The 23,930-nt window shown below is 73.0% G+C and carries 22 protein-coding genes and 1 tRNA gene; 6 read left to right on the plus strand and 17 right to left on the minus strand.

The genetic code is table 11. The features are described from left to right. Positions 1–5 precede the first annotated feature (5 nt). From ABZ385_RS18190 to ABZ385_RS18200, 3 genes are all read right to left on the minus strand, one after another. A complete protein-coding gene (locus tag ABZ385_RS18190; protein ID WP_358700450.1) occupies positions 6–785 on the minus strand; it encodes an ABC transporter ATP-binding protein in 780 nt (259 codons plus the stop codon). 100 nt (positions 786–885) lie between these two features. Next, on the minus strand, positions 886–1,647 hold the full coding sequence (gene cbiQ / locus ABZ385_RS18195; RefSeq protein ID WP_358579637.1) for a cobalt ECF transporter T component CbiQ: 762 nt from the start codon (positions 1,645–1,647) through the stop codon (positions 886–888). 1 nt (position 1,648) lies between these two features. After that, complete coding sequence (locus ABZ385_RS18200; protein ID WP_358579640.1) at positions 1,649–2,743, minus strand: energy-coupling factor ABC transporter permease; 1,095 nt, start codon at positions 2,741–2,743, stop codon at positions 1,649–1,651. A 208-nt stretch (positions 2,744–2,951) separates the two neighbouring features. Here ABZ385_RS18200 and ABZ385_RS18205 point away from each other — a divergent pair, with 208 nt between their 5' ends. Then, positions 2,952–3,293, plus strand: coding sequence for an SsgA family sporulation/cell division regulator (locus tag ABZ385_RS18205; protein ID WP_358912159.1), 342 nt, complete (start codon positions 2,952–2,954; stop codon positions 3,291–3,293). 45 nt (positions 3,294–3,338) lie between these two features. Here the strand turns inward: ABZ385_RS18205 and ABZ385_RS18210 are convergent, their stop codons facing one another. Together ABZ385_RS18210 and ABZ385_RS18215 are read right to left on the minus strand one after the other, a co-directional pair. Beyond that, on the minus strand, positions 3,339–5,585 hold the full coding sequence (locus ABZ385_RS18210) for an MMPL family transporter (protein WP_358912160.1): 2,247 nt from the start codon (positions 5,583–5,585) through the stop codon (positions 3,339–3,341). A gap of 111 nt (positions 5,586–5,696) precedes the next feature. Next, a complete protein-coding gene (locus ABZ385_RS18215) occupies positions 5,697–6,287 on the minus strand; it encodes a TetR/AcrR family transcriptional regulator (RefSeq protein ID WP_358579647.1) in 591 nt (196 codons plus the stop codon). Between the two features lie 181 nt (positions 6,288–6,468). Between ABZ385_RS18215 and ABZ385_RS18220 the strand changes: the two genes are divergently transcribed. Together ABZ385_RS18220 and ABZ385_RS18225 are read left to right on the plus strand one after the other, a co-directional pair. After that, positions 6,469–9,987 (plus strand): S41 family peptidase, encoded by a 3,519-nt coding sequence (locus ABZ385_RS18220; RefSeq protein ID WP_358912162.1) that lies wholly within the window; start codon positions 6,469–6,471, stop codon positions 9,985–9,987. A 115-nt stretch (positions 9,988–10,102) separates the two neighbouring features. Continuing rightward, positions 10,103–10,333 carry a hypothetical protein gene (locus tag ABZ385_RS18225; protein ID WP_358579652.1) on the plus strand — a complete coding sequence of 77 codons (231 nt, stop codon included), beginning with the start codon at positions 10,103–10,105 and terminating at the stop codon, positions 10,331–10,333. A 165-nt stretch (positions 10,334–10,498) separates the two neighbouring features. On the opposite strand, the gene ABZ385_RS18230 is transcribed toward ABZ385_RS18225, so the two are convergent. The 3 genes from ABZ385_RS18230 to ABZ385_RS18240 are packed head-to-tail and all read right to left on the minus strand — an operon-like array spanning position 10,499 to position 13,883. Then, a complete protein-coding gene (locus ABZ385_RS18230) occupies positions 10,499–11,383 on the minus strand; it encodes an SDR family oxidoreductase (protein ID WP_358912164.1) in 885 nt (294 codons plus the stop codon). Next, on the minus strand, positions 11,380–12,306 hold the full coding sequence (locus ABZ385_RS18235) for an alpha/beta hydrolase (protein WP_358912166.1): 927 nt from the start codon (positions 12,304–12,306) through the stop codon (positions 11,380–11,382). Before ABZ385_RS18235 ends, ABZ385_RS18230 begins: the two co-directional genes overlap by 4 nt. Continuing rightward, the gene (locus tag ABZ385_RS18240) at positions 12,303–13,883 is read right to left on the minus strand and encodes an NAD(P)/FAD-dependent oxidoreductase (RefSeq protein ID WP_358912167.1); all 1,581 of its coding nucleotides are present in this window, start codon (positions 13,881–13,883) and stop codon (positions 12,303–12,305) included. The genes ABZ385_RS18235 and ABZ385_RS18240 overlap by 4 nt, the downstream gene beginning before the upstream one ends. A 175-nt stretch (positions 13,884–14,058) precedes the next feature. On the opposite strand from ABZ385_RS18240, the gene ABZ385_RS18245 reads away from it, so the two are divergent. After that, a complete protein-coding gene (locus tag ABZ385_RS18245; RefSeq protein ID WP_358579675.1) occupies positions 14,059–14,685 on the plus strand; it encodes a MerR family transcriptional regulator in 627 nt (208 codons plus the stop codon). A gap of 15 nt (positions 14,686–14,700) precedes the next feature. Here the strand turns inward: ABZ385_RS18245 and ABZ385_RS18250 are convergent, their stop codons facing one another. Next, the gene (locus tag ABZ385_RS18250) at positions 14,701–15,711 is read right to left on the minus strand and encodes a DUF6528 family protein (RefSeq protein WP_358912169.1); all 1,011 of its coding nucleotides are present in this window, start codon (positions 15,709–15,711) and stop codon (positions 14,701–14,703) included. 187 nt (positions 15,712–15,898) lie between these two features. Further along, complete coding sequence (locus ABZ385_RS18255) at positions 15,899–16,690, minus strand: exodeoxyribonuclease III (protein WP_358912171.1); 792 nt, start codon at positions 16,688–16,690, stop codon at positions 15,899–15,901. A 280-nt stretch (positions 16,691–16,970) separates the two neighbouring features. Here ABZ385_RS18255 and ABZ385_RS18260 point away from each other — a divergent pair, with 280 nt between their 5' ends. After that, a complete protein-coding gene (locus ABZ385_RS18260) occupies positions 16,971–17,486 on the plus strand; it encodes a GNAT family N-acetyltransferase (RefSeq protein WP_358579667.1) in 516 nt (171 codons plus the stop codon). A 61-nt stretch (positions 17,487–17,547) separates the two neighbouring features. Here ABZ385_RS18260 and ABZ385_RS18265 read toward each other — a convergent pair. The 7 genes from ABZ385_RS18265 to galU all read right to left on the minus strand — a co-directional run bounded on the left by ABZ385_RS18265 (position 17,548) and on the right by galU (position 23,134). Then, positions 17,548–17,621, minus strand: a tRNA-Ala gene (locus tag ABZ385_RS18265). Between the two features lie 86 nt (positions 17,622–17,707). Next, entirely contained in the window at positions 17,708–18,916 is a 1,209-nt protein-coding gene (glpR, locus tag ABZ385_RS18270; RefSeq protein ID WP_358912173.1) for a gephyrin-like molybdotransferase receptor GlpR, read from the minus strand. A 209-nt stretch (positions 18,917–19,125) separates the two neighbouring features. Continuing rightward, positions 19,126–19,749: a GNAT family protein gene (locus ABZ385_RS18275; protein WP_358912258.1), complete on the minus strand. Its 624-nt coding sequence runs from the start codon at positions 19,747–19,749 to the stop codon at positions 19,126–19,128. Beyond that, positions 19,746–20,264 (minus strand): MogA/MoaB family molybdenum cofactor biosynthesis protein, encoded by a 519-nt coding sequence (locus ABZ385_RS18280; protein WP_358583707.1) that lies wholly within the window; start codon positions 20,262–20,264, stop codon positions 19,746–19,748. Before ABZ385_RS18280 ends, ABZ385_RS18275 begins: the two co-directional genes overlap by 4 nt. Continuing rightward, positions 20,261–20,785, minus strand: a complete 525-nt coding sequence (moaC, locus tag ABZ385_RS18285) for a cyclic pyranopterin monophosphate synthase MoaC (protein WP_358583709.1) — start codon at positions 20,783–20,785, stop codon at positions 20,261–20,263. The genes ABZ385_RS18280 and moaC overlap by 4 nt, the downstream gene beginning before the upstream one ends. 86 nt (positions 20,786–20,871) lie before the next feature. Then, the gene (glp, locus tag ABZ385_RS18290; protein ID WP_358583711.1) at positions 20,872–22,218 is read right to left on the minus strand and encodes a gephyrin-like molybdotransferase Glp; all 1,347 of its coding nucleotides are present in this window, start codon (positions 22,216–22,218) and stop codon (positions 20,872–20,874) included. 4 nt (positions 22,219–22,222) lie between these two features. Continuing rightward, entirely contained in the window at positions 22,223–23,134 is a 912-nt protein-coding gene (gene galU, locus ABZ385_RS18295) for a UTP--glucose-1-phosphate uridylyltransferase GalU (protein WP_358912175.1), read from the minus strand. A gap of 93 nt (positions 23,135–23,227) precedes the next feature. Here galU and ABZ385_RS18300 point away from each other — a divergent pair, with 93 nt between their 5' ends. Next, the gene (locus ABZ385_RS18300) at positions 23,228–23,842 is read left to right on the plus strand and encodes a 5-formyltetrahydrofolate cyclo-ligase (RefSeq protein ID WP_358583714.1); all 615 of its coding nucleotides are present in this window, start codon (positions 23,228–23,230) and stop codon (positions 23,840–23,842) included. The last annotated feature ends 88 nt before the right edge of the window (positions 23,843–23,930 follow it).

Here is a 23,930-nt window from a genome sequence, read left to right on the forward strand (position 1 = left end):
CACCGCTAGCCCGTGATTCCCTGGCCGCTCGCCTTGAGCGTCTTCGGATCGAAGCCGAAAGGCAGTTCCAGGCGGTGGGCGCGCATCAGGGCGTCGTCGGCCAGCAGGTCGCCGGTCGGACCGTCCGCCGCGATCGTGCCCTCGCTGAGGATCAGCGCGCGCGGACACAGCTCCATGGCGTACGGCAGGTCGTGCGTGACCATCAGGACGGTGACGTCCAGAGAGCGCAGGATGTCGGCCAGTTCGCGCCGCGAGGCCGGATCGAGGTTGGACGAGGGCTCGTCCAGGACGAGGATCTCCGGCTCCATGGCGAGGACGGTCGCGACCGCGACCCGGCGGCGCTGGCCGAAGGAGAGGTGGTGCGGCGGGCGGTCCGCGTAGTCCGCCATGCCGACCCGCGCCAGGGCCTTGGCCACGCGCGTCTCCAGCTCGGGCCCCCGCATTCCCGACGCCGCCGGGCCGAACGCCACGTCCTCGCGGACCGTCGGCATGAACAGCTGGTCGTCCGGGTCCTGGAAGACGATGCCGACCCGGCGCCGGATCTCGGCCATGTGCTTCTTGCCGACGGGCAGCCCGGCGACGGTCACCGAGCCCGCGCCGGCGGTCAGGATGCCGTTCAGGTGCAGGACGAGGGTCGTCTTGCCCGCGCCGTTCGGCCCGAGCAGGGCGACGCGCTCGCCGCGCCCGACGCGGAAGTCCACGCCGAACAGGGCCTGGTGCCCGTCGGGGTAGGCGAAGGCGAGGCCGGCCACTTCCAGCGAAGGCGTCGAGGTCACAGCATCCATCCGCGTCACAGCATCCGTCCCGGTCGGCGCGTCACAACATCCATCCGCGTCACAGCATCCATTCCAGTCGGCGCGTCACAGCATCCACCCCGGCCGGCGGTCACAGCGTCCACCCCAGCAGGCATACGAGGAGCGCGGCGGACGGGAGGGCCAGCGCGTACGTCCACTGCGCGCGCGAGGCGGTCACCTCGTCGATGACCGGCATCGAGCCCGCGTAGCCACGGCTGACCATCGCGAGGTGCACCCGCTCCCCGCGTTCGTAGGAGCGGATGAAGAGCGCGCCCGCGGACCTGGCGAGGACGCCCCACTGCCGCACGCCCCGCGCCTCGAAGCCGCGCGACTCCCGGGCGATCCTCATGCGGCGCATCTCGTCGGTGATGACATCGCCGTATCTGATCATGAACGAGGCGATCTGGACGAGCAGCGGCGGCAGCTTCAGCCGCTGGAGGCCGAGGAGCAGTTCGCGCAGTTCGGTGGTGGAGGCGAGCAGCACCGACGCGGCGACGCCCAGCGTCCCCTTGGCCAGGACGTTCCAGGCGCCCCACAGGCCGCTCACGCTCAGGGAGACGCCGAGCACGTCGACGCGCTCGCCCTGCGCCACGAACGGCATCAGGACGGCGAAGGCCACGAAGGGCACCTCGATCAGCAGCCGCTTGAGGAGGAACGCGGCCGGCACCCGGGCCGCCCGCGCGACGACGGCGAGGAGCAGGGCGTACACCCCGAACGCCCACATCGCCTCGCGCGGGGTGGAGACGACGACGAGCACGAAGCAGAAGACCGCCGCGAGCTTGGCGTGCGGGGGCAGCGCGTGCACCGGCGAGTGGCCGTGCCGGTAGAGCCGGTGGGCGTGGCCCGCGCCCACCTCAGGCCTTCTCGGAGCCGCTGGGGGCGGTGGCACCGGTGACGTCCGCGGTCGACGCGGGCCCCGTCTCGCCCGTACGCCGGCGCCTGAGCGCCCAGAACACCGCCGACCCGGCGACGACGGTGACGCCGACCCCGATCACACCGGCGAGGCCACCGGAGAGACGGGCGTCGGTGACGTCCTTGACGCCGTAGTCGGCGAGCGGCGAGTCGGCGGCGGCGTGCTCCTCGGCCTTCTTGTCGATGCCCTTGTCGCGGGCGACCTTCTCCAGGCCGTCGGGGTCCGCGGAGGCGTAGAAGCTGACGAAGCCCGCGAGGACGAGGGAGGCGGCGAGGCCCGTGAGCCACACCTTCTTGGGCGAGGGGGCCGAGCGGGCCGAGGCGGCCGGTGCCGTGACGGGGGCCGGCGCGTCGACCAGCTCCCCGCCCACCCGCAGCTTCAGCGGCCGGGCCAGGTCGCGCGCCCCGTACACGAGGTCGGGCCGCACGGCGATCACCGCTCCCACGGTGAGCGCGGTGATCGCGGCCTCGCCGATGCCGATGAGGACGTGGACGCCGACCATGGCGGTGGCGACCCTGGTCGGCGAGACGTCGGTCGTGCCGCCGACGGCGTAGATCAGCGTGAAGGCGATCGCGGCGGCGGGCACGGACAGCAGCGCCGCGACGAAGGAGGCGACCGTGATCGAGCGGCGCCCGCGCGGCAGGACCTTCACCAGACCGCGGAAGACGAGGTAGGCGACGACGGTGGTGACGACCGCCATGTCGGTGATGTTCACGCCGAGCGCGGTCAGGCCGCCGTCCGCGAAGAGGACGCCCTGCATGAGCAGGACGACGGAGACGCACAGGACCCCGGTGTAGGGGCCGACGAGGATCGCGGCCAGCGCGCCCCCGAGGAGGTGCCCGCTGGTGCCCGCAGCGACGGGGAAGTTCAGCATCTGCACCGCGAAGATGAAGGCGGCGACCAGTCCGGCGAGCGGGGCCGCCCGCTCGTCCAGTTCGCGCCGGGCGCCCTTGAGGCTGACCGCCACGGCTCCCGCGGCGACGACCCCCGCCGCGGCGGAGACGGGAGCATTGATGAATCCGTCGGGGACATGCATGCGTGCACTCCTGGGCAGGGGCCCTGGCAGGGCAGCTCGCTCGTGAACCGTTCAAGGATACGGCCTTGTTGCGAACTGTTTGCAAGAGCACCGACGTCCCGATACGGCTACGCCCGCCGGGTGGGCCACTTCGGCCGCCACCTCAGGGCAGACGGCCGGACATATGGGACATTGGTGAGGAAATGGCGTCGGGGTGAGGAGTTCAGCGATGTCCGCAGTCGAGCAGTACGCACGCGCCCACCTCGTCACGGACTCCTCCGAGGGCCACCGCGCCGTCCCCGCCGTCCTGCGCTACGACGCGGAGGCCGACCCGCACACCGTACGGATCGGCCTCCCCGGCCACCGCGAGCGGGCCCTCGCGAGGCACCTGCTCGAAAGGGGCCTGCGCGCCCCGGTCACCGCCGGTGACGTGCACATCTGGCCCTGCGGCCGGGTCCAGACGGTCGTGGAGTTCCACGCGCGGGAGGGGGTGACGGTCGTCCAGTTCGACGCCGCGACACTGATCCGCTTCCTGCGCCGCACCTACACCGCCACCCCGGTCAACCACTGACCCGGCCGACGGGGCCGGACGCCGGCCCGGCCCCGTCCGGCGGAGTCAGACCCGCACCAGGTCCCGGTCCGCGTCCGGATCGGCGTCCCGCTCCGCCGCCGTACGCAGCCCCTCGCCCTCGACGTCGACGTTCGGCAGCGCGCGGTCCAGCCACTTGGGCAGCCACCACGCCTTCCCGCCGAGCAGCGCGAGGACGGCGGGCACCAGCGCCATGCGGACCACGAACGCGTCGAAGAACACCGCGATCGCGAGGCCGAAGCCGATCATCTTGACCATCTGCTCGCTGGAGCCGATGAAGCCCGCGAACACCGCGATCATGATGACGGCCGCCGCCGAGACCACCCGGGCCCCGTGCCGGAAGCCGGTCACGACCGCCTGGCCGGGCCGCTCCCCGTGGACGTACGCCTCCCGCATGCGCGTCACCAGGAAGACCTCGTAGTCCATCGCGAGGCCGAAGACCACGCCCACCATGAAGATCGGCATCATCGACATGATCGGGCCGGTCTGCTCCACGCCGAAGAGCGAACCGAACCAGCCCCACTGGAAGACCGCGACGACCGCGCCGAGGGCCGCGAGGACCGAGAGCAGGAAGCCGAGGGCCGCCTTGAGCGGGACCAGGACCGAGCGGAAGACGACGATCAGGAGCAGGAAGGCCAGGCCCACGACCAGCGCCAGATAGGGCAGCAGGGCGTCGTTGAGCTTCTGCGAGACGTCGATGTTCATGGCGGTGGTGCCGGTCACCATGATCTCGGCGCCGGTGTCGCCGGTGATCCTCGCGCCGGTGTCCCGGATCGAGTGGACCAGGTCCTCGGTCTCGACGCCGCTGGGCTTGGAGGACGGCACGACGCTGATGATCGCGGTGTCACCCGCCTTGTCGATCATCGGCGGGGCGACCGTCAGGACGTCGTCGAGGCCCGAGATGGTCTTGGTGATCTCCTTGGCGGCCGCCTTCGGGTCGTCGGCGCCCTTGAGGTCGCCGACCACCATCAGCGGCCCGTTGAAGCCCGGCCCGAAACCGTCCGAGACCAGGTCGTACGCCTTGCGCTGGGTCGTGGACGTGGGCTGCGCGCCGTCGTCCGGCAGGCCCAGCTCCAGCTGCGAGACGGGGAGGGCGGCGGCGCCGAGCCCGACGACGCCGACCAGCAGCACCGCGATCGGGCGGCGCACCACGAAGCGGGCCCAGCGGGTGCCCATGTTCGGCTTGGCGGCACCCGGCCGCTCGGCGTCGGCGTCGGCACCGGCCGGCTTCTTGCCGCCGCCGAACAGCCGGCTCTTCTCGCCCATCGGCAGGACGAGCCGGCCCGCGTACCCGAGCAGCGCCGGTATGAGGGTCAGCGCGATGAGCACGGCGATGACGACCGTGCCGGCCGCGGCGAAGCCCATCTTGGTGAGCATCGGGATGTTGACCACGGCGAGGCCGACCAGCGCGATGACGACGGTGAGCCCGGCGAAGACGACCGCGGAGCCCGCGGTGCCGACCGCGCGGCCCGCCGCCTCCTCGCGGTCGCGGCCCTCGGCCAGCTCGCCGCGGAAGCGCGAGACGATGAAGAGCGCGTAGTCGATGCCGACCGCCAGGCCGATCATCATGGCGAGCGTCGAGGTGGTGGTGCCGAGGTCCAGGGCGTCGGCCAGCGCGGTGATGGACGAGACACCGATGCCGACGCCGATAAGGGCGGTGAGCAGCGGGAGCCCGGCCGCGATGAGCGAGCCGAAGGTGATGACGAGGACGACCGCCGCGATCGCGATGCCGATGATCTCGGTGGAGCCGGTCTCCGGCATGGCCTGGAGCGCGTCGCCGCCGACCTCGACGGTGAGCCCGGACGCGCGGGCCTTGTCGGTGGTCTTCTCCAGCGCGTCGCGGTCCTCGTCGGTCAGCTCCATGGCGGTGACCTTGTACGAGACCGAGGCGTACGCGGTGGAGCCGTCCTTGCTGACGGTCTTGGCGCGGAACGGGTCGTCGGCGCGGGCCACCTGGTCCGAGCCGGACTTCAGGGCGCCGACGGTCTTGACGATCTCGGCCTTGTTGGCCGGGTCCGTCACCTTCTCGCCGGCCGGCGCCTTGAAGACGACGCGGGCGCTCGCGCCGTCGGCGCTGGCCTCGGGGACACGCTTCTCCAGCAGGTCGAAGGCCTTCTGGGCCTCCGTGCCGGGTATGGAGAAGGAGCTGGAGGAGGCGGTGGGCGCCGACGCCGCGCCGACCATGGCGAGCGAGAGGAGCGCCACCCAGATCAGGGCGACGAAGTGCCGCCTTCGGAAGGCTAGTTTGCCGAGTTTGTAGAGGAACGTGGCCACGGGGGCGTACTCCCGGTCAGGTCGAGGTGACACGCAGCCCGGGGTGGCTGCAGGGCGAGGGGGATCGGCCCGGCGGCGTGAGCGGTCGCGCCGGGACGGGGGGTGGAGCGGTCAGACGCCGAGGGCGGGGAGGATCACGGCGTCCACGTACGAGGCGAGGAAAGCGCGGTCGACCGGGCGGTCCTCGATGAGGTCCCGGGCGACGAAACCGCCGACCAGCATGTGGACGGCGTACTCCAGCGCCGGGTTGTCCGCGGCGACCTCACCGCGCTCCACGGCTCTGCGCAGCAGATCGTTCAGGCCCGTCAGCTCCGGCTCGATGAGCAGGTTCCGCAGCGCCCGGTGGAGTTCGGGGTTGTCGTGGACGGCGTGGAACAGGCCCCGCATCAGCGCGGCGTCCTTCTCCATCTGGCAGTCGTCGGAGCGGGCCACCATCTCGGACAGGTCGCCGCGCAGCGATCCGGTGTCGATCTCCGCCAGGGAGACCGGCTTGTTGTGCCGCAGCGCCTTGGCGACCAGCTCGGGCTTGCTCCCCCACTGGCGGTAGAGGGTGGCCTTGCTGGAGCGCGTGCGGGTGGCCACGGCGTCCATGGTGAGGGCGTCGTAGCCGACCTCGCGGAGCAGGTCGAGCACGGCCTCGTACAGCTCGGCCTCGCGCTCGGGCGTGATCCTGCTGCGCCGCGCGGTCGTCGGCTCGGCCATGGTCCCCACCTCCTGGTGCGACGGCGACCCGGCGCGCGCCGCCCGACTCCGTGAACGAAACGGTTTCGTACCCCTCGACTGTAGGTCACCCCTTAACGAAACGAAACCGTTTCGTTCGTGGTGTGCGTCACGCGGCCCGCCACGAGTTGCCGGGGCCTGTCGGGCGGAAAAGCATGGTGAGGTGACCGACGAGCGCGACGATGCCCAGGCGGACCCCGCCTACCTGCGATTTCCCCACCTCAGCGGCGATCGCCTCTGTTTCGCCGCCGAGGACGACCTCTGGGTGGCCCCGCTCACACCGGCGGGCACCCCCGACGGCCGGGCCCGGCGGCTCACCGTCGACCGCACCAAGGTGGGCCACCCCCGCTTCTCGCCCGACGGCCGCCACATCGCGTACACGAGCTGGCGCAGCCTCGACCCGGAGATCCATCTGGCGCCGGTGGCGGGCGGGCCCGCGCGCCGGCTGACCTACTGGGGCAGCACCGACACCCGGGTCTGCGGCTGGTCCCCCGACGGGGACGTCCTCGCCGTCTCCTCGCACGGCCAGCCCTTCTCGCACTTCTGCTGGGCCTACAGCGTGCCCGTCGACGGCTCCCCCGGCGGCAAGCTGCCTTGGGGTCCCGTCGCCGACATCGCGATCACCGACACGCTCGCCGACGACGACTGCGACCGCAAGACGCTGCTCCTGACGGGCAAGCCGCCCCACGAGCCGGCCGCCTGGAAGCGGTACCGGGGCGGGGCCACCGGGCGCCTGTGGATGCACGGCGAGCAGATCCTCGGCCACCTCGACGGGCATCTGGACTCCCCCATGTTCGTGGCCGGGCGCATCGCGTTCCTCTCCGACCACGAGGGCGTCGGCAACCTCTACTCCTGCCTGCCGGACGGCACCGACCTGCGGCGCCACACCGATCACGACGCCTTCTACGCCCGGCACGCCGCCAGCGACGGCACCCGGGTCGTCTACCAGTGCGCGGGCGACATCTGGCTGGTCGAGGCGCTCACCGCCGACTCCGCGCCGCGCCGCCTGGACGTACGGCTCGGCGGGCCGCGTCCGGGGCGGCGGATCTACCAGGTGCCGGCCGCGCAGCACCTCGACGCGATCTCCGTGGACACCACGGGCCGGGCCAGCGCCGTCGTCGTACGCGGCAGCCTGTACTGGCTGACCCACCGGGACGGCCCCGCCCGCACCATCACCGACACCCCCGGCGTGCGCGTGCGGCTGCCCGAGATGCTCGGCACCGGCGGCCAGGTCGCCTACGTCACCGACGCCGACGGCGAGGACGCCGTGGAGATCGCCTACCTGCCGCGCGCCAGCGGCGACCGGCCGCCGCGCAGACTGGTGACCGGCGGGCTCGGCCGCGTCCAGGAACTGGTCTCCGACCCGGACGGCGAACGCCTCGCCGTCGCCTCGAACGACGGCCGCCTCCTGCTCATCGCCCTGTCCGACGCGGTGAGCGCCGACCTGAACCGGCAGATCCGCGAGGTGGGCGAGATCCGCGAGGCGGAGACGGCCGCCGCGGGCAGGGAGGCAGGCGGGAGTGGTGAGCCCCTCGGGACCGAGGAGGCCGCGGAGGCGGCAGCCCCGGACGGCGGGACCGCAGACGCGGGGGAGGACGACGGCGCCCCGGGGACCCGGACGGCCCACCGGTCCCCGGCAGGCGCCGCCGTCGGGCAGGGCGACGCCGTCGAGGTCATCGAGTTGATCCGGTCCGTCAACGGGCCGGTGCGCGATCTGGCGTTCTCCCCGGACGGGACCTGGCTGACCTGGTCGCACCCCGGCATCGGCCGCTCCCTGCGCCAGATCAAGCTGGCCCGGATCGCGGGCCCCGGCGCCCGCACGATCGTCGACGTCACCAATGGCCGCTTCGAGGACGAGAACCCCGTCTTCACCCGCGACGGCCGCTACCTCGCCTTCCTCTCCTGGCGCGGCTTCGACCCCGTCTACGACGTGCACACCGGCGACCTGTCCTTCCCCCTCGGCTGCCGCCCCTACCTCGTGCCGCTCTCCTCGGCGACCCCCTCGCCCTTCGCGCTGCTGCCCGACGGGCGCCCGGCGGCCGGCGGCCTCGACCCGGCCGACAACAGCGAGGGCGACGGCACGACCACGGTGGAGACGGAAGGGCTGGCCGCCCGGGTCACCCCCTTCCCCGTCGCCGCGTCCAAGTACTCGGCGCTGCACCCCGTCAGCGGCGGCGGGCTGGTCTGGCTGCGCTGGCCGATCTCGGGCGCGCTCGGCGAGACCTTCGCCAACCCCGCCGACACCTCGGGCCGCCCCACCCTGGAGCACTTCGACATCGCCAAGGCGAAGAAGTCCCCACTCGTCGACCACCTGGACTGGTTCGCGCTCAGCGGCGACGGCTCACGGCTCGTGGTCGTCGACGAGGGCGACCTGACCGCCGTACCCGCCACCGAGCAGGGCGACGGCGACACGACGGTCTGGATCGACCTGCGCCGCGTCCTGCACGAGGTCGACCCGGCCGCCGAGTGGCGGCAGGCCTACGAGGAGGCGGGCCGCATCATCCGCGCGTACTTCTGGGACCCCCACATGTGCGGCATCGACTGGGACGGGGTGCTCGCGCAGTACCGCCCGCTGGTGGAACGCGTCGCGTCCCCCGACGAGTTCGCGGACCTGCTGCGGGAGGTCCTCGGCGAGCTGGGCACCTCCCACGCCTACGTCTCCCCCGCCCGCCGCAACGAGGGCCCGCCGCACTACCAGCGCGCGATGGGCCTGCTCGGCGCGAACCTCGTCCGCCGGGACGGCGGCTGGCTGGTCAAGCGGATCCTGCCCGGCGACTCCTCGGACTCCAAGGCGCGCTCGCCGCTGGCCGGCTCGGGCATCCGCGAGGGCGCGATCCTCACGCACGTCGACGGCCGCCCCGTCGACCCGGTGACCGGGCCCTACCCCCTGCTCGCGGCGGCGGGCGGCACGACCGTCGAGCTGACGTTCCGCCCGGCGGAGGGCGGCGGCCGCGCCCGGCGGGTCGCGATCGTCCCCCTCGTCAACGAACGCCCGCTGCGCTACCAGGACTGGGTGGCCAAACGCCGGGAGGTGGTGCGGGAGCTGAGCGGCGGCAAGTGCGGCTATCTGCACATCCCCGACATGGGCGGCTCCGGATGGGCGCAGTTCAACCGGGACCTGCGCCTTGAGGTGTCCCGGCCCGCGCTGATCGTGGACGTGCGCGGCAACGCGGGCGGGCACATCAGCGAACTGGTCGTGGAGAAGCTCACCCGCAAGATCCTCGGCTGGGACATCACCCGCAACGCCCAGCCCGTCTCCTACGCCTCGAACGCGCCGCGCGGCCCCGTGGTGGCGCTGGCCGACGAGGCGACCTCCTCGGACGGCGACATGATCACGGCTGCCTTCAAGCTGCTCGGCCTCGGCCCGGTCGTCGGCCAGCGCACCTGGGGCGGCGTGGTCGGCATGACCGGGCGGCACCGGCTCGGCGACGGCACGGTGATCACGGTGCCGATGAACGCGGGCTGGTTCGACGCGTACGGCTGGTCGGTGGAGAACCACGGCGTGCCGCCGGACATCGAGGCGCTGCGCACGCCGCTGGACTGGGCGGAGGGGCGGCACGCGCAGCTCGACGACGCGGTCAGGGTGGCGCTGGAGCTTTTGGAGCGCGAGCCGGCGGCGGTGCCGCCGGGCTACTCGGACGTCCCGGACCGCCGCCGGCCGCCGCTGCCGCCCCGCTCCTGACGCCGCGCGCCAAGCCGCCGGTCACGCTGCGTACTTGATCGAAATGCGCGGAGTGTCCACCCGTGTAAATCTGGTCGAGGCCCCAACCCCCTCACCCACAACGGGAGTGAATCGCATGGGCATCAAGGACCAGTTCCAGGACAAGGCTCAGGACCTCGCCGACAAGGCCAAGAGCGCCAAGGGCGACAAGAGCCAGGCACGCGAGCGCGCCTCGCAGGCCCGCGACGACATGCGCGAGCGCGGCACGCAGACCCGCGACGAGGCGTCCGAGCGGTCCTCGCAGGCCCAGGAGCGGGCCCGGAACGCCGCGCGTGAGCGTCAGGACACGTTCGACCAGGACATCTGACGCCACCCCGCGCGTGAGACGAGAGGCCCCCCGGGACGCCGGGCGGGCCTCTCTCGCGCTGCGTCGACGCGCGGGCCCACCCGTTGTATCCACCCGTCGGACCCACCCGTCGTATCCACTCGCCGGATACGGGCGCCGGATACGGGCGCCGGATACGGCCCGGGGTCAGGCCCCCGCTTGTGCCCGCGCCCGCTCGTCCGCCGAGCCGCCCGCGCCGACGAGGCCGGTCGGCACGTCGCCGAGGCGGGGTTCGAAGCGGCGCATCTCGCGCTGGCCCACCGTGCCGATCAGGCCCGGCAGATAGCCGCGGATGCCCTGCATGCCCCGCAGCCACCACTGCGCGTACACATGGCCCGAGCGCCGCTCGATCCCGGCGACCAGGCGGTCCACGGCGGGGCCCAGCGGGTACGTCTTGTTGGACGGCCACGGCAGGCGCTGGCGCAGCTCCCGCATCACGTCGTCCTGGTCCGCGCCCCGCACCATGTCGGTGTCCGTCCAGGAGAGGTAGCCGACGCCGACCTTGACGCCCTTGTGGCCGACCTCCGCCCGCAGCGCGTGCGCGTACGCCTCGACGCCCGACTTCGACGCGCAGTACGCCGTCATCATCGGCGCCGGCGCGATCGCGGCGAACGAGGCGATCTGGAGCAGGTAGCCGCGGCTCTCCATGAGGACGGGCAGGAAGGCGCGCCCGGTCACCGCGCTGCCGATGAGGTTGACCTCGATGACGCGGCGCCACGCGTCGGGGTCGGACTCCACGAACGGCCCGCCGCCGGCCACACCCGCGTTGGCGACGACGATGTCGACCTTCCCGAAGTGCTCCTTGACCTCTCGCGCGACCCGCGCCATCGCCCCGTGGTCGGTGACGTCGGCGTGCCAGTACGCGGCCTCGGTGTGCAGCCGCGCCACGACCTGCTTCAGCTCGTCCGGCTCCAGGCCCATGAGCGCGACCTTCGCCCCGCGCGCCGACAGCTTGCGCGCGAGCAGCTCGCCCACTCCGCGCGCGGCGCCCGTGACGACGGCGACCTGACCCTCCAGGCTGACCTTGCTCATGCGCCCTCCTTGACCTGTACGTACGTGCCGACGAGTTCCCTTATGCGCCCGGTGACGGCGTCCGGCGCCTCTATGGGCGTCATGTGGCCGACCCCGGCCAGTTCGGTGAGGCCCACGCAGACGGGCAGCGCGGCCACGATCCGCCGGGCGTGCACGACGGGCGTGAGCCGGTCGGCCAGACCGGCGAGGACGGCGGTGGGCGCCCGCAACGCGGCGACCTCGACGTCCAGTTCGAGCGTGGCCAGCACATGGGACCACCCGTGACGCACGGCGGTGGGGCAGGCGTGCACGATCCGCGCGCACACGTCGACCTTGTCCGGCGCCGAACCGGGGCCCATGGTGCCGTACTTGAGGAGCCGCCTGCTCAGCGGCGTGACCGGCCCGAGCGGCGCCCGCGAGCCGAGCACGGACCGGGTGAGCCGGGTGCGCGCCCGCCCGGCCCGCAACGGCACCACCAGCGACTCTGCGACCAGGCTCGAACTGCCCGTGCTGCACAGCAGGACCGCGGCCGCGTGCTCCCGCACCAGCTCGCGCCCGCCCGCCGCCATGATCGTCATGCCGCCCATGGAGTGCCCGACGAGCACGGCCCGCTCGCCGGGCGCGAGGGTCGCCGCGAGGACCGCTTCGAGGTCGTCGGCGAGCGCCCGCGTGCTGTACCCGGAGGGCTCGGCGGGCGCGCCACTGCGCCCGTGCCCCCGCTGGTCGTACGTGATGACCTGGTGGTCGGCGCTGAGGGAACGTATCTGCGCGGCCCAGAAGGCCGTCGAGCACGTCCAGCCGTGCGCGAGCACCACGGCGGGCGCGCCCTGCGGCCCGTGCGTCTCGACGTGGATCGGGGCCCCGTCGGCGGAGACGGCGGTCAGCTCGCGGGCCGGGGGCGGCGGCGCGTAGGGCCCGCTCGCCGCGCGGGTCAGCCGGCTCATGCCCCGGCCTCCACCTTCGCCGCACCGGACGTCTCCCCCGTCGTACGGGGTTTCTCCTGGATGTGAGGCGCTGCATCCGGGGCCCTGAGGACCTCGTACTCGTTCAGGTCGACCCGACGGGTCGCCGACCTGAACTCGGTGGTGGTGCCGGGCCAGACGGTGGTGTTGACGCCGTTCGCGTCCAGGTACCAGCTCGTGCAGCCGCCGGTGTTCCACACGGTGCGCTTCATCCGCTCCTGCACCCGCCGGTTCCAGGCGCTCACCGCCTCGGGGCGGGCGGCGAGCGCGGCGCGGCCTCCGAGGACGTCGAGTTGGCGCAGGTAGTCGGCCAGGTAGTTCAGCTGCGACTCGATCATGAGGATCATGGAGGAGTTGCCGAGGCCGGTGTTGGGGCCGATGATCGTCATCCAGTTGGGGAAGCCGGCCGCGGTCGCGCCGCGCAGCGCGTTCATGCCGCCCTTCCAGCTCTCCATGAGGGTCTGCCCCTCGGCGCCGACGACGCGCTCGGCGATCGGCATGTCCGTCACGTGGAAGCCGGTGCCGAAGATGATCGCGTCGACCTCGGTCTCGGTGCCGTCGGCGGCGACCAGGGTGCTGCCGCGCACCTCGCTCAGACCACTGGCGACGACGTCGACGTTGGGTCGCGCGAGCGCCGGATAGTAGGTGTTGGAGAGCAGGATGCGCTTGCAGCCGATGCGGTAGTCGGGCGTCAGCTTGGCCCGCAGCGCCGGGTCCTTGATCGCCCGGTACATGTTCCGCTTGGCGATCCGCTCCACGATGCCCAGTTCGTTCGGCCGCTTGGTGAACGCCTGGACCTGCAACTCGCGGATGCCCCACAGGAGGCCGCGCCGGGCCTGCGTGGTGAACGGCAGCTGCCGGTGCAGCCAGCGCTCGGCGCCGCTGATGGCGCGGTCCGCGCGGGGCATCACCCAGGGGGGCGTGCGCTGGAAGAGGGTGAGCCTGCCGACCGCCGGTTGGATCTCGGGCACGATCTGGATGGCGGAGGCGCCGGTGCCGATCATCGCGACGCGCTTGCCGCGCAGGTCGTAGCCGTGGTCCCAGCGGGCGGAGTGGAAGACCTTGCCGGGGAAGGCGGCCAGGCCCGGGATGTCCGGCGTCTTGGGGTCGGAGAGCGGCCCGGTGGCCGAGACGACGACGTCGGCGGTGAGGGTGCCCCCGCTGGTCTCGATCTCCCAGCGCAGCCGCCCGGCGTCCCAGCGCATCAGCTCGACCTCGGTGTCGAGGCGGATGTGCGGGCGCAGCCCGAAGGTGTCGGTGACGCGCTCCAGGTACTCCTGGATGTGCTCCTGCCCGGAGAAGGTGCGCGGCCAGTCGGGGTGGGGCGCGAAGGAGAACGAGTACAGGTGCGAGGGCACGTCGCAGGCGCAGCCCGGGTAGCTGTTGTCCCGCCAGGTGCCGCCCACCGCGCCGGCCCGTTCCAGGACGACGAAGTCGGTGATCCCCTCGCGCCGCAGCCGCACGGCCGCGCCGAGGCCGCCGAACCCGGAACCGATCACCGCCACCCGTACGTGCTCGTGCTCGCGCCCCTGCTCAGGGCCACGCTCGCGCTCGGCCATGCCGCCGCCTCCCGAAGTACACGACTCTGCCAGTAACTACTGGCGCAATGGGGAGAGTAGAACACCGTACGTACTCATGGGTAGGGGTCGGCCGGGGAAAGTTACCGGCGGTACGACATAGGCTTCCCCCGTGGCAGACCAACGGGAAGGCGAAGGCGGCGTCCGCGAGTACCGCATGGCGGAGCTGGCCGAGGCGGCCGGCATCACCGTGCGCACCGTCCGCTTCTACCGCGAGCGCGGCCTGATCCCGCCACCGCGCCGCGAGGGCCGCATCGCCTGGTACGACGAGCACCACCTGGCCCGCCTGCGCACCATCGCCGCCCTCCTGGAGCGCGGCCACACCCTCAACGGCATCGCCGAACTCTCCGACGCCTTCGACAAGGGCCGCGACGTCGGCGAACTCCTCGGCCTCGGCGGCCCCACCGAGGAGCAGCCGGTCCGCCTCACCCCCGAGGAGCTGGCCGACCACTTCGCGGGCGAGGTCACCCCGGAGAACCTCGTGGCCGCGCTGGAGCTCGGCTACCTCGGCACCGACGGCGACGACCTCGTGCACATCAGCCGCCGCCTGCTCGACGCCTCGTCCACCCTCGTGCGCAAGGGGGTTCCCCTCGCGGCGGTCCTGGAGGCGGGCCGGCGGGTGCGCGAACACGCCGACGCGCTCGCGGAGTTGTTCATCACGGTCATCCGCACGCACACCCCGGGCGCCGCGGAGACGGACATCGAACTGCTCCGCCCGGTGGCCAAGAGCGTGGTGGAGGCGGAGCTCTCGATGGCCCTGGACCGCCGCGTCAAACCGACCTGAGGCGGCGGACCCGGCTCAGCGCGGCAGCCACCAGCGGGCCTTGTAGATCCCGCCGCCGACCAGCCGGTGGCCGCCCTCCGGTCGGTGGAGGGAGACCGTCGTGGTCCACCAGGTCTCCCCCAGGCCACTCTCCGGCACGGTGGTCACCACCCGCCCGGTGCGCGGGTCGTCCCCGACGGCCTTCACGGACTTCCGGGAGATCTCCCCGGCCCCCGCGTAGTCCCGCACGAAGACGCCGGTGTCGATCTCGTACTGGAGGACGGCCACGTTGGTCGTCACCCACAGCCGCCCCGGCCACGCCGCCACCGGGAAGAGGTCGTGCCCGCCGGGCGTCCTGCCGGGCGTCCCCACGGGCAGGGCGATGCCGTACGTACGGCGCAGCGCGGGCCGCGCGGCCGTGCCGCCCACCTCGTACGCCACCAGCTCGTCGTCGCCGAGCGCCCACAGCAGCCGGCGCGCACCGTCCCAGTGCAGCCCGTGCGCGCCCTTGAGCGGCTCCTGGGTGTGCCAGGTGGCGCGCGGGCCCTGCGAGGCCGCGTACAGCCGTACGCAGGCGCCCGTGCTGCACGCGACCGCCACATTGCCGTCGGGCAGGATCTCGGCGCTGTGCGGGTTGAGCAGGTCGTCACCGGGCCCGAGCGCCGCGCCCCAGTACCGGCGGCCCGTCGGGTGCTCCACGACGGCCACGAAGCCGAACGACGCCGTCGTCAGGACGTACCGCCGCTTGCGGTGCAGCCGCACCTTCGCCTCGCTCGGGTACACCCAGCTGTCGTCCGGGCCCAGGTCCCGGTAACGCGGGTCGCCCAGCGGCGAGAACTGCCAGCGCACGACGGACGGGTCGGCGGTGGGATCCCACACGCGCCGCCGGGCGTCGAGGACGAGCAGCCGCCTGCTCGCCTGCTCGGTCACCAGCACGTGCGGCGTCCGGCCGCCCGCCCCATGCGCCCCGGCGGCGGGCAGCACCGCCGCGGCCCCGGCACCCGCGGCGCCCAGCACCACGGCACGTCTCGAAGGCAGAACGGCCACGAAGTCCCCCCGTCACAGCGGCAGTTGGTCGCACTCGGGACCGCAATCTGCCATGCCGGCCGGGCCGGCGACAGCGTTCCGCCGGACTTTGTCCCCGTGTCCGGGGCCGGACCACTCGCGTGGCGGCTTCGGGGGGGGGGAGGCAGGGGCAGGGCCGCGAAGGGGGAAGGCGCGCGGACCCGACCGGCTAGAGGTCGTAGACCACCGTGACGGGCGCGTGGTCGCTCCAGCGCTCGCCGTGGGTCGCGGCCCGCTCCACGTACGCCTTCACGGCGCGCTCGGCGAGGCCGGGCGTCGCGACGTGGTAGTCGATGCGCCAACCGGTGTCGTTGTCGAAGGCGCGCCCGCGGTAGGACCACCACGAGTAGGGCCCCTCCACACCAGGGTGCTGGGCCCGCACGACGTCCGCGTACTCCTCGAAGACGTCGCTCATCCAGGCGCGCTCCTCGGGCAGGAAGCCGGAGTTCTTCTTGTTGCCCTTCCAGTTCTTGAGGTCGGCCTCCTGGTGGGCGATGTTCCAGTCGCCGCACACGAGGACGTGCCGCCCCTCGGCGGCGGCCCGCTCCCTGAGCCCCGTCAGGTACACCCGGAACTCCGCCATGAACCGCGTCTTCTCGTCCTGCCGCTCGGTGCCGACCTCACCCGAGGGCAGATACAGGCTGGCGACCGTGACACCCGGCAGATCGGCCTCCACGTACCGCCCGGCGCCGTCGAACTCCGCCGACCCGAAGCCGACCCGCACCCGGTCCGGCTCGCGGCGCGTGTAGAGGGAGACACCGGCGCGCCCCTTGGCGGCCGCGGGCGCGTGCACGACGTGCCACCCCTCGGGCACGCGGACCTCGTCCGGCAGCTGCTGCGGCTCGGCGCGCACCTCCTGCAGGCACAGCACGTCGGCCGTGGTCCCGCCGAGCCACTCCACGAAGCCCTTCTTGGCGGCGGCCCGCAGCCCGTTCACATTCACTGAGGTCACTGTCAGCACAACACTCGCCCACTCTTCCTTGGCCGCTTCCTCCGCGGGCCAGGGAACAGGCTCCCACACGGCGGGCGCCCGGCCCGGAGAAGTGTTCGGCGCCCGGGGGTGACTGTCCGGGCCTCACCTCCGCGCACACCCTGCCGCCGGTGACCAACCCGAACGCACGGGAACTTCGCCCGTACGGCGGCCCTCCCGCACCCCGTGCACCCCCGGGCACACTGGAGCGGAAACCACCCCCGACCCACTCACCGCCCATCCGCCACCGCATAGAAGTACGATGCCTCGAATGACTATCCAGAACGCGGCCCCGGCCGCCTCCGCCGTCCACCTGCGCACGGTCACGTTCGCGCACCCCCACGCGATCGAGCTGAACGACCGCGTCCAGCTCGAATACGCCCAGCGGTACGGCGACGGCGGCGACGTCACCCACCTCGACCCGACGATGTTCGAGCCGCCCCGCGGCCTGTACCTCATCGCCTACGACGACGGGGGCACCCCACTGGCCACCGGCGGCTGGCGCGCGATGGACGCGACCGGCGAGGGCTACGACGTCGGCGACGCCGAGCTGAAGAGGATGTACGTCACACCCCAGGCACGCGGCCTCGGCCTGGCCCGCCGCATCCTGGCGGCCCTGGAGAACGACGCGAGGGCGGCGGGCCGCACCCGCATGGTCCTGGAGACCGGCACGAAGCAGCCGGAGGCGATAGCGCTCTACACCTCCAGCGGCTACACCCCGGCCCCCACCAAGTTCGGCCACTACCGCTTCGACGACTTGAGCCGCTGCTACGTGAAGGCGCTCTAGACCTCGGGGCAACGCAAAGATCCCGTCCAGTTCGATGAACTGGACGGGATCTCATGTGCAGTGGACCTGTGGGGATTTGAACCCCAGACCCCCTCGATGCGAACGAGGTGCGCTACCAGACTGCGCCACAGGCCCTTGCAACGAGTGAAACTCTAGCATCCCGATCGGGGTGCTCGGAAATCCGGTCCTGGCTGGTCAGCCCGGGCGGACGTCACGGCGTCTCACTCGTTGGCGGCACGGGGCCGGTCGCCGTCCTCGTACTGGTCGAACAGCGGCGTACGGCCCCGCTCGCGGGCCCGTCGCGCGGACGCGGCCCGGCGCTTGTCGCTGCGCCCGCCGCCGGTCTCCGCGCCCTCGACGCCGTCGGTCTCGGCGGCGGCTCCGGTGGCCGCGGCCCCGGCGGGCCGCCTCGGCTCGTCGGCGGCCGGCTCGGCCGTGCTGGAGCGTGCCGAGCTCCACGCGTCGGGGGCGCCGAGGTCGACGCCGCTGGAGGCGCGCGGGGCGACCGGCGCGGTCACGTACGTCGGCAGCGGCACCGGGACCGGGTCCCAGCTGTCGCCGCGGCCGGGCCCGCGCTGCCGCTCGCGCTGCTGGTCGACCCACTCCGCGTGGTCGGTCTGCTCGACGAGGGCGCGGCGGTCGGCGGCCAGCGCGGACAGACCGGTCTCCGTCCCCGGGTCCTGTCCTTCCGCCGTCTCGGCCATGACGGGCTCCGCGCTCGCGGCCCCGCGCCGGGGCTGGCGCTCGCGCAGCCGCTGCGCCGCCGCCTCGGCCCGCCGCCGGTCCATCGTGTACGTGAAGCGGCGCCGCTCCTGGCCCCGCAGGTAGACGATGTACGCGCTCAGCAATACCGCCGGCGCCGCGGGCGCCCACAGGAACGCGAGGCCGCCGACCGCGGCGACGATCGCGCCGGCCGTGAAGGCGAGGAAGAGGAGCACCGTCGTACGCCGGCGGCGCGCGAGCACCTTGGAGCGCCGGGCGCGCGCGGCGGCATCCGCGGCGGCGGCGCGCCGGGCGGGCGACGAGCGGGTGCGCGGGGGCTGCCCGGGCTCGGTCTCGGGCTCGGAGTCGGTTTCCGGGCGCGCCTGCTGCCGGGCCGGGGGCTCGGCCCGTGCCGCGGGAGGCTCCGCCCGGTCCGCCTCGGGCTCGGCCCGGCCCTCCGGAGGCGCGGCGAAGGCCCGGACGTCCACCGAGCCGGTGACGAGGTCCGGGTCGCCGCGCGTCTCCCCTTCTTCGGGCGAGCGGGCTTGCAGGTCCTTGGCGTATCGGCGCTCCATGGCCGCCCGTCCGGACAGCAGCCGGATGGCGGTGCTGAAGCGTTCCGTCGGACGGGCTTCGTTCAGCTCGTCCTGCCTACGGAGCCACATCGGCACCAAGTAGGCGGCCCAGGCCCCGACGATGACTGCGTAGATGAGGCCGCTGCTGCTCACGCTCACACGGTAGAGGGGTTTCGTTGAGGCCATCTGCCAATTGCGCCGGTGTGTCGCACGATCTGGCTGATATCTCGAACTTTTTTTGTGATTGATGCGATCAACAGGCAGTCCGGCACACGAAAATTAATGACCCCATCGATCAATTTCGAACACATATTTCATTTGTGTTGTTGACGGCGACCCTGGCGGCTCCCCGGGGGACTCGGCTAGGCCGTGTTCCGAGGGCGCGCCTGGTACCAGCGGTACAGCAGCCCCTCCGGCACCTCCTCGGCGGTAAGCGCGAAGACGAGATGATCGCGCCAGGCCCCGTCGATGTGGAGATAGCGCGGCCGCAGCCCCTCGTCGCGGAAACCGAGTTTCTCCACGACCCGCCGGCTCGGCGTGTTCTCGGGGCGAATGCAGACCTCGATGCGGTGCAGCCCGACCGAGCGGAAGCAGTGGTCCACGGCGAGGGCGACGGCGGTCGGCATGACCCCGCGGCCGGCCACGGACTCGTCGACCCAGTAGCCGACATGGCCCGAGCACATCGAGCCCCAGGTGATGCCCGCGACCGTCAGCTGCCCCACCAGGCGGCCCTGGTACTCGATGACGAACGGCAGCATCCGGCCGGCGCTCGCCTCGGCGCGCAGGTGGCGGACCATCTGGCGGTAGGTGGGGCGGTGCACGAGCGGACCGCCGGCCGTGGGCGGCGGGATGGTCGCCTCCCAGGGGCGCAGCCAGTCGCGGTTGCGCCGGTTGACCTCGCGCCAGGCGCGCTGGTCGCGCATCTTTATCGGACGGAGCGTGATGTCTTTGTCCGTCAGCTCGACGGGCCAGGAAGGGCTGTTCAGCTCGCACCCCCAGCGGGACCGGGATGGTCGCCGCCGCGCAACTGGTCGACGGCGTGCCGAAGCAGCGGCTCCAGGACGGCGAGGCCGTCGCGCACCCCGCCCGTGGAGCCCGGCAGATTCACGATGAGCGTGCGGCCCGCGACCCCGGCGAGGCCCCGGGAGAGCACCGCCGTCGGGACCTTGTCCCTGCCGTACGCGCGGATCGCCTCCGGGATGCCCGGCACCTCGTGGTCGATGACTCGGCGGGTGGCCTCGGGGGTGCGGTCGGTGGGCGAGACGCCGGTGCCGCCGGTGGTGAGGATGACGTCGTGGCCGGCCGCGACTCCCGCGCGCAGCGCCTGCTCGACCGGGTCGCCGTCGGGCACGACCCGGGGGCCCTCGACCGAGAAGCCGAGCGCGGTCAGACCCTCGACGAGGAGCGGGCCGCCCCGGTCGGCGTAGACGCCGGCGGCGGCGCGGTTGGAGGCCGTGACGACCAGTGCCCGGTAGGGCGTCTGTGCCTGTCCGTCGCTCATGCGCCCGCTCCCGCACGGCTCCAGTCCCCGGACTTGCCGCCGGTCTTCTCCTCCACGCGCACGTCCGTGATGACGGCGCCCTTGTCCACGGCCTTGACCATGTCGACCACGGTGAGGGCCGCGACGCTCACCGCGGTGAGGGCCTCCATCTCGACGCCCGTACGGTCCGTCGTCCTCACCGTGGCGAGGATCTCGACGGCGTCGTCCGCCACGGAGAGGTCGAGCTTCACCCCGGAGACGGCCAGCGGGTGGCAGAGCGGGATGAGGTCGGGGGTGCGCTTGGCGCCCATGATGCCCGCGATCCGGGCGGTGGCGAGGGCGTCGCCCTTGGGCACTCCCTCGCCCCGCAAAAGCTCGATCACGCGGGGCGATACCAGGACGCGGCCGCTGGCCCGCGCGGTGCGGGCGGTGACGTCCTTCGCGGAGACGTCGACCATGCGCGCCGCGCCCGCCTCGTCGATGTGGGTCAGTCGCTGCTGCTCGGAGGGTCCGGGGGTGTCCCCCCGGGAAATCGCGGTCATGTGCTGTGGCGCTCCCGGTCATGGCCCCGCGCGGTGCGGCGCGCCGGGCCTGTTGTGCGCGACACGGTACCGCGCACACGGTGTTCTCAGCCGAGCAGGACCACGTCGACGTCCGTGCCCGGCTCCACCGACGTGGTGTCCTCGGGGACGACGATCAGCGCGTCGGCCTGCGCGAGCGCGGCGACCAGATGCGAGCCCGAGCCCCCGACGGGGCGCACGGTGCCCGCCTGCGCGTCGTACCTGCCCCGGAGGAACTGCCGGCGCCCCTCGGGCGAGCGCAGCGCCTTGTCGGCGGTCAGCTTCGCGCGCGTGGCCGTCCGGTGCACTTCGGGCAGGCCCATCAGGGTGCGGATCGCGGGGCGCACGAAGAGCTCGAAGGAGACGTACGAGGACACCGGGTTGCCCGGCAGGGCGAGCAGGGGGGTGTGGTCGGGGCCGATGGTGCCAAAGCCCTGCGGCTTGCCCGGCTGCATGGCCAGCTTGCGGAACTCCACGCCGCCGCCCGCCCCGATGCCGCTCTCCTCGTCGGGGTCGCCCAGGGAGGTCAGGGCCTCCTTCACCACGTCGTACGCGCCCACGCTCACGCCGCCCGTGGTGACCACGAGGTCGGCGCGGATGAGCTGGTCCTCGATGGTGGAGCGCAGCGTCTCGGCGTCGTCGGCGACCGCGCCGACGCGGTAGGCGATGGCTCCCGCGTCGCGTGCGGCGGCGGTGAGGGCGAAGCTGTTGGAGTCGTAGATCTGACCGTCCGCCAGCGACTCGCCGGGCTGGACCAGTTCGCTGCCGGTGGACATGACGACCACGCGGGGGCGCGGGCGCACGTGCACCGTGCCCCGGCCGATCGCGGCGAGCAGGGCGATCTGCGGCGGGCCGAGCACCGTGCCCGCGTCCAGGGCGCGGTCGCCCGCCCGGACGTCGCTGCCCCGCGCGCGGACGTGCGCGCGTGCCTCGGCGGGGCGGTGCACGCGGACCTCGCCGAAAGCGCCCTCGGGGGCCGCGCTGTGGGCGCGCATCCCGGTGACGGGGCCCTCGCCGAGGCCTCCGTCGGTCCACTCCACGGGCACGACGGTCTCGGCGCCGGGGGGCAGGGGCGCGCCGGTCATGATGCGGGCGGCCTGGCCCGCGCCGACGGTGGGCCGCTCGCCGGGGCCCGCGGCCACGTCGCCGACGACGTGCAGGACGGCGGGGAACTCCTCGCTGGCGTCCGCGACATCGGCGACCCGTACCGCGTACCCGTCCATGGAGCTGTTGTCGAAGGGCGGCAGCGAGACGGGCACCGTCACGTCCTCGACGAGGACGCAGCCCTGGGCGTCGAGGAGTTGGAGCTCGATCGGTTCGAGCGGGCGGACGGTCGCGAGGACGTCGTCCAGATGCTCCTGAACCGACCAGAGCGCGTCCTGACCGGTGCTCGGTGTCGTCGTGCTGCTGCTCAAAGTGCTACATCTCCTCGGTGACGTAACGGCGAAGCCAGGCCTGGAACTCCGGACCCAGATCTTCACGTTCGCACGCGAGTCTGACAATGGCACGCAGATAGTCGCCCCGGTCGCCGGTGTCATAGCGGCGGCCCTGGAAGACGACGCCGTGCACCGGGCCGCCCACCTTCTCGTCGGCGGCGAGCTGCTGGAGCGCGTCGGTGAGCTGGATCTCGCCGCCGCGGCCCGGCTCGGTCTTGCGCAGTACGTCGAAGATGTTGGGGTCAAGGACATAGCGGCCGATGATCGCGTAGTTGCTGGGCGCGTCGGCGGTGTCGGGCTTCTCGACCAGGTCGGTGACCTTGACGACGTCGCCGTCCTCGGTGGCCTCGACGGCGGCGCAGCCGTAGAGGTGGATCTGCTCCGGGGCCACCTCCATGAGCGCGATGACGCTGCCGCCGCGCCGCTCCTGGACCTCGACCATGCGGGCGAGCAGGGGGTCGCGCGGGTCGATGAGGTCGTCGCCGAGGAGGACGGCGAACGGCTCGCGGCCGACGTGCGGGGCCGCGCACAGGACGGCGTGACCGAGTCCCCTGGGGTCGCCCTGGCGGACGTAGTGCATCGTCGCGAGGTCGCTGGACTCCTGGACCTTGGCCAGCCGCGCCTCGTCGCCCTTCTTCAGGAGGGCCGACTCCAGTTCGTAGTTGCGGTCGAAGTGGTCCTCCAGGGGGCGCTTGTTGCGGCCCGTGATCATGAGGACGTCGTCGAGTCCCGCGGACACGGCCTCCTCGACCACGTACTGGATCGCCGGCTTGTCGACGACCGGCAGCATCTCCTTGGGCGTCGCCTTGGTGGCGGGCAGGAAGCGCGTGCCCAGGCCGGCCGCCGGGATGACCGCCTTGGTGATCCGGGGGCGGGGGGGGTGAGACTCAGTCATGCGGCCCACCATATCCGGTGGTTATGTGCGGAATCTGTGAGTCCAGATAATTCGATGGCATATGCGTCATCAGGAAGGATTTGTGAGTGTTCCATGAGCGGACCCGAGGCCTGCGGCCAGCCAACCAAGCGGACGTTGCGGCGAGGCCTCCTCACGGTGAGAAGCGGGTTGACGGGGGATGACGTACGAAAGGCGGCGGTGGCGCTCGCACAGCGCGCGCTGGAGCTGACCGAGCTGGCGGGGGCGGACACGGTCGCGGCGTATGTCTCCGTGGGCGGTGAGCCCGGCACGCGCGTGCTGCTCGACGCCCTGCACGCGCGCGGGACGCGGGTCCTGCTGCCCGTGCTGCTCGCGGACAACGACCTGGACTGGGCCGCGTACGACGGCGAGGGCTCCCTCGTGCGCGTGCGGCACCAGGGCAGGATCGAGCTGCTCGAACCCGCCGGGGCCCGCCTCGGCCCGGCGGCCGTCCTGGAGGCGGACGCCGTCCTGCTGCCGGGGCTCGCGGTGGACGGACACGGGACGCGGCTCGGGCGGGGCGGCGGGTCCTACGACCGCGTCCTGGCCCGGCTGGAGCGCGCGGGCGCCGATCCCGCGCTCGTGGTGCTCCTGTACGACTCCGAAGTGCTCGCGCACGTCCCGGCCGAGGCCCACGACCACCCGGTACGCGCCGCCGTGACGCCCTCCGGGGTGCATCGCTTCCGCTGACCCTCCGGGGCGCATCGCTTCCGCTGAGCCCGCGTAGGGCCGCGCGCCACGCGAAAGGGCCCTCCACGCGCGCGTGGAGGGCCCTTTC

It is taken from the genome of Streptomyces sp. NPDC005898 (genome assembly GCF_040629635.1).
Taxonomy (GTDB): domain Bacteria; phylum Actinomycetota; class Actinomycetes; order Streptomycetales; family Streptomycetaceae; genus Streptomyces.